Source organism: Pseudomonas sp. SDO5532_S415, from assembly GCF_054071155.1.
Map to the genome: position 1 here is coordinate 1 of NZ_JBSVWS010000267.1, position 4928 is coordinate 4928.

The 4928-nt window shown below is 60.8% G+C and carries 5 protein-coding genes; all 5 read left to right on the forward strand.

What is annotated here, in order from left to right; all coding sequences use genetic code 11:
* The first annotated feature begins 376 nt into the window (after positions 1 to 376).
* Positions 377 to 1168 (forward strand): hypothetical protein, encoded by a 792-nt coding sequence (locus ACW9HW_RS28720; RefSeq protein WP_095194102.1) that lies wholly within the window; start codon positions 377 to 379, stop codon positions 1166 to 1168.
* Between the two features lie 9 nt (positions 1169 to 1177).
* Complete coding sequence (locus ACW9HW_RS28725; RefSeq protein ID WP_095194101.1) at positions 1178 to 2590, forward strand: DUF1254 domain-containing protein; 1413 nt, start codon at positions 1178 to 1180, stop codon at positions 2588 to 2590.
* A 77-nt stretch (positions 2591 to 2667) separates the two neighbouring features.
* Positions 2668 to 3648 (forward strand): AAA family ATPase, encoded by a 981-nt coding sequence (locus ACW9HW_RS28730; RefSeq protein WP_457402688.1) that lies wholly within the window; start codon positions 2668 to 2670, stop codon positions 3646 to 3648.
* Positions 3645 to 4580 carry a DUF58 domain-containing protein gene (locus ACW9HW_RS28735; RefSeq protein WP_095194099.1) on the forward strand — a complete coding sequence of 312 codons (936 nt, stop codon included), beginning with the start codon at positions 3645 to 3647 and terminating at the stop codon, positions 4578 to 4580. The genes ACW9HW_RS28730 and ACW9HW_RS28735 overlap by 4 nt, the downstream gene beginning before the upstream one ends.
* On the forward strand, positions 4577 to 4928 hold a 352-nt coding region (locus ACW9HW_RS28740), incomplete at its 3' end, for a DUF4381 domain-containing protein (RefSeq protein WP_457402690.1). The genes ACW9HW_RS28735 and ACW9HW_RS28740, both read left to right, overlap by 4 nt.

The window sequence follows — 4928 nt, forward strand, 5'->3', positions numbered from 1 at the left end:
GTGGGGAGGTGGCCCAAAAAAAAGCGCGGGGGGGGTATTGGGGGTACCTGGCAGGTGGGGGATACGACTGCTGCGCAGCCGAGCGGGAGCAAGCTCCCTCGCCACAAAAAAAAACGGCAAGCCCGCCATCGCGTTTATACCGATGACGGGCTTTTTTGTTTTCCAATTCCTTGGTTCGTATTAACTTTTCAGTACACAAAAAGCACCGGAAAACCTGCGCTCAAAACCAAAGAATCACCCCCTCCGACTGGCTAACCCTCATTTAGCTGCTAGCTTCAAGAGACACGTCCTACAGCCTTGATAGCAAAGAGATTACGCAATAACGGCCGCCAAGTGCCGGGTCTTCCCAATGAGCCACCAGGGAACCGGGGGAATCATGTTGAACAAAATGGGAATACACATTTTTCTTGTGGCGACTTCGTTCGCACCTCTTATTTGTGCCCACGCCGACAACGCCGAGACCGCCAACAGGAGCAACAACCCGCTCAACCTCGAGCCGGGGATGAACCTGCAGGACTACTACACACCGAGGTACTACGGCTCCAACATCCACACCAACGACCTGCTGGTACGCGGCACGTTGCCGATTGCACCGAACGATTTCATCGGCGTGCCCCAGTTGTTGCGCGGTACGGCGCCGATCAGCACCCATCCTGATCCGAACGGCGGCTACAGCACCGGTGAAGGCGACCTCAACCTGTTCGATATCTTTCTGCTGAAAACCGAGGGGGTGCAGTTGGGTATCGGGCCGATGATCACCGCCCCCTTTGCTGATCAGGATGAACTCGGCACCGGCAAATGGCAGGCCGGGTTCGCCGCCGTGGCCATCGACGCGTCACCTCGCGGCCTGCTGGGCGCGCTGGTGCAATACCAGAGTTCATTTGCCGGCGACCACGACCGCGAACATGTTGAAACGGCGACGCTGCAACCTTTCGTCATTCACAACCTGGACCACGGCTGGTACCTGCGCTCCACCGGTATCTGGACCTTCGATCTAAAGAACGACACCCACTACATCCCACTCGGTTTGGGTGGCGGAAAAGTCTGGAAAGACGGGCCCAATATCCTCAACGCCTTTATCGAACCGCAGTGGACCGTCGAGCGCAAAGGCGATGGCGTGCCGCAGTTCACCCTGTTCGTCGGGCTCAACGCCACGTTTGGAAAGTGAGGCACTGCCATGCACATTGCAATTCGCACAGCCGGTTTCGGCCTGATGACGATGTTTGTCAGTTGTGGCGTGGGTGCCGACTTCACCGCCACCCCGGAACAAGCCCGGGGCATCGCCAGGGAAGCCTATCTGTACGGTTTTCCGGTGGTGGAAATGTACAAGACGCTCTACAGCCAGGCCGTGGACAAGAAGAGTTCGAACTACAAGGCGCCGTTTAACCGGATCGGCAACACCGCCAAGGCCTTCACCGCCCAGGACACCGCGTTCGTCACGCCCAATGCCGACACGCCCTACTCCTTCGTCTGGATGGACCTGCGCACCGAGCCTCTGGTACTCACTTTGCCGCCCGTTGAAGAGCAACGTTACTACTCGGTGCAATTGATCGACGCCTACACGCAGAATTTCGCTTACCTGGGGACCCGCAGTACCGGCAACAAGGGCGGCCAGTTCATGATTGCAGGACCCGACTGGAAAGGTAAGCAACCGCAGAACATCGACCGTCTGCTGCGCAGCGAAACCAACATCGCCTACGCGCTGTATCGCACGCAGTTGTTCGATGAAGAGGACCTGGCCAAGGTCAAGCAGATCCAGAAGGGCTACAAGGTTCAATCCCTGAGCCGGTACACCCGGCACAAGGCACCGCGCGCCGCCGCGAAAATCGACTGGCCGAAACCCACGCCGACCATGAGCGACACGCCGGATCTGTTTCGCTACCTGAATTTCATGCTGGCCTTTGCACCGGCCCAGAGCGTGGAAAAAACGCTGCTCGCGCGTTTCAAGACCATCGGCATCGAAGCCGGCAAGCCGTTCAATCTGACCAAACTGAGCGCCGATCAACGCAAAGCCCTGGAAGACGGCATCAGCGACGCCAAGGCGGAATTCGCCGCCTTCAAGAAAACCAGAATCGATACCCATGAGGTCAGCAGCGGCGATTTCTTTGGCACCCGCAATCACCTCAAGGGCAATTACCTGTACCGCTACGCAGGCGCCAACCTGGGCATCTTCGGCAACTCTGCCGAGGAAGCCAATTACATTGGTTACTTCGTCGACAGGAATGATCAGCCGGTCGACGCCTCCAGGCACGACTACACCCTGCATTTCGCCAAAGGCGCCCTGCCCCCGGCCGAAGCGTTCTGGTCGCTGACCCTGTACAACGCGAAGAACAAATTGCTGGTAGACAACCCGCTCAACCGCTACCTGATCAACTCGCGCATGCTGCCCGACCTCAAGCTCGACGCCGATGGCGGCCTGACGCTATTCGTACAGAACAAGGCACCGGCCAAGGATCTGCAAAGCAACTGGTTGCCGGCGCCGAACGGGCCGTTTTATGGCGTGCTGCGCCTGTACCTGCCTGAACCGGAAGTCGCCAGCGGTCAATGGAAGATGCCGCTTTTGACCCCCCATAAACCAATGAACCAATAAGCGGAGTCAGCCATGGCCAGGCCTGAGGGCAACAGCTATAGCGTCGATCTGACGTTGGCGCTTTTCCGGGAGGCAGCATGACCGCACTCAATGACCTCAACGCCCTGCAAGCCAGCATCGCCGAAGCCGTGCTTGGCCAGGATCAGGTGATCCGGCAAATCCTGCTTGGCCTGTTGGCTAACGGGCATTTGCTGCTCGAGAGCCTGCCGGGATTGGCCAAGACCCGTACGGTCAAGGCGCTGGCCAGGCATCTGGACGCGAAGATGAGTCGCATCCAGTTCACACCTGATTTGTTGCCGTCTGACATCACCGGCGCCGAGGTGCTGCATCAGGTCGACGGCAAGAACGAGATACGGTTTCAGCCCGGGCCACTGTTCGGCAACCTGATCCTGGCGGACGAAATCAACCGCGCGCCGGCCAAGGTCCAGGCCGCGTTGCTCGAAGCCATGGAAGAACGCCAGATCACCGTGGCCGGCAACAGCCATGTGCTGCCGGATCTGTTCATCGTGGTTGCCACCCAGAACCCGATCGAACAGGAAGGCACTTACCCGCTGCCTGAAGCGCAGATGGACCGTTTCCTGATGAAGGTGCTGCTCGATTACCCAAGCGCCGACAACGAAAGCCAGGTGCTGCGCCTGTTACGCGAAGAAGAGCAGGCCCTCGGTGCCAGGACCGCTGCGATGCAGGGCTTCGCACTGGCCCAGGACGTGATCTTCGCCGCGCGCCGCGAAGTCAGCGCGGTGCATGTGTCGGCGGCCATCGATCGCTACCTGATCGATCTGATCAATGCCACGCGTCGCCCGGCCGACTACGACGCCGACTTGGCGCGCTGGATCGCCATCGGCGCCAGCCCGCGCGGTGGTATCGGCCTTGACCGTTGCGCCCGCGCCGATGCGTGGTTGCAGGGTCAGGACTTCGTCTCGCCGGACAACGTACGCGCTGTGGTGCACCCGGTGCTGCGCCATCGCCTGCACCTGAGCTACGACGCGGTGGCCGACGGTGTGTCTGCCGATCAGGTGCTCGACCGCCTGCTCGACAAAGTGGCGATTCCTGCGTGAATGCCGATGGTCTGGTCTATGTCTCCCTGGCGCAGTTGATGACCCTGGAGTTCAAGGCCCGTGACCTGAGTTTTCTCGCGCGTCAGCCCCGGGGCAGCATTCTGGCCGGCAACCATGCCTCACGCCTGCGTGGCCGTGGCTTGAATTTCGATGAATTGCGTCGCTATCAGCCCGGCGATGATTTGCGCCACCTCGACTGGCGCGCCTCGCTGCGCACCGGCAAACCGGTGGTGCGCACCTTCACCGAAGAGCGTGACCGCCCGGCGTTGATCCTCGTGGACCAGCGCATGAGCATGTTCTTCGGCTCGCAACGCAGCTTCAAATCCGCCGTCGCCGCCGAGCTCGGGGCCTTGGCGGCGTGGATGGTGTTCAACGCAGGTGACCGGGTCGGCGGACTGGTGTTCAACGACCGGCGCATCGACAGTGTCGCGCCGCTGCGCAGCCGTACACGGATCGAAGCGCTGTGCAGCCGCATCGTCCAGCAGAACCGGGAACTGAACGCCGCCAACCCGGACGCCGAAGGCGAAGACCAGCTCGACAAGGTGTTGCAGCAATGTCTGGCATTGGCGGGGCACGATCACTTGATCTGTATCGTCAGCGACTTTGCCGGTGCCGGTGAGCGCACCTTGCAGCTGATGCGCCAGCTGGCGGCACACAACGACGTGATCGCCATGCAGGTCTACGATCCGTTGGCGCTGAACCTGCCGAAAAATGGCCGGCTGTTGATCACCCAGGGCCAGTTGCAGGTGGAACTGGCAGTGGAGCGTCGTCAGGTGCACCAGCCCTTGGGCGATTTTCTCAGTGGGCGGCTCAAGGACGTTGCCACCTTGCTGCGGCGCAGCCAGGTGCCGTTGATGATGTTCAGCACGGCGACCGAGGCCCATGAGCAACTGCGCGCCGAACTGGGCAAGCTGACCGGGGCGCGGCGATGAATCCGAATGTCCCGAGCATCGAGCAACTCAAGGAAATCGCGCTTCCTGCGCCGGTCAGCTATGCGCCGCAGACCTGGGGTTGGTGGGTGCTGCTCGGTTTGCTGGGGCTGACGGCGCTGATCATCGCCGCCCGGCGGTATTGGCAATGGCGGCGCGATCGCTATCGGCGCGAGGCATTGGTGCGGTTGGCGCAGTTGCAGCAGCGCAGTGATGACTTGAGTGCGTTGCGCGAGCTTCCAGAGTTGCTCAAGCGCACCGCCCTCTCAATGCCCACCACCCATCACCCTGTGGGAGCGAGCCTGCTCGCGAAGGCGGCCTCACATTCAAAATTTGCGGTGACTGACACGC

Bases quoted from the DNA above. Each gene is read 5' to 3' on its own strand.
- ACW9HW_RS28730 (WP_457402688.1), top strand. From the start codon at position 2,668: ATGACCGCACTCAATGACCTCAACGCCCTGCAAGCCAGCATCGCCGAA.
- ACW9HW_RS28725 (WP_095194101.1), top strand. From the start codon at position 1,178: ATGCACATTGCAATTCGCACAGCCGGTTTCGGCCTGATGACGATGTTT.
- ACW9HW_RS28720 (WP_095194102.1), top strand. From the start codon at position 377: ATGTTGAACAAAATGGGAATACACATTTTTCTTGTGGCGACTTCGTTC.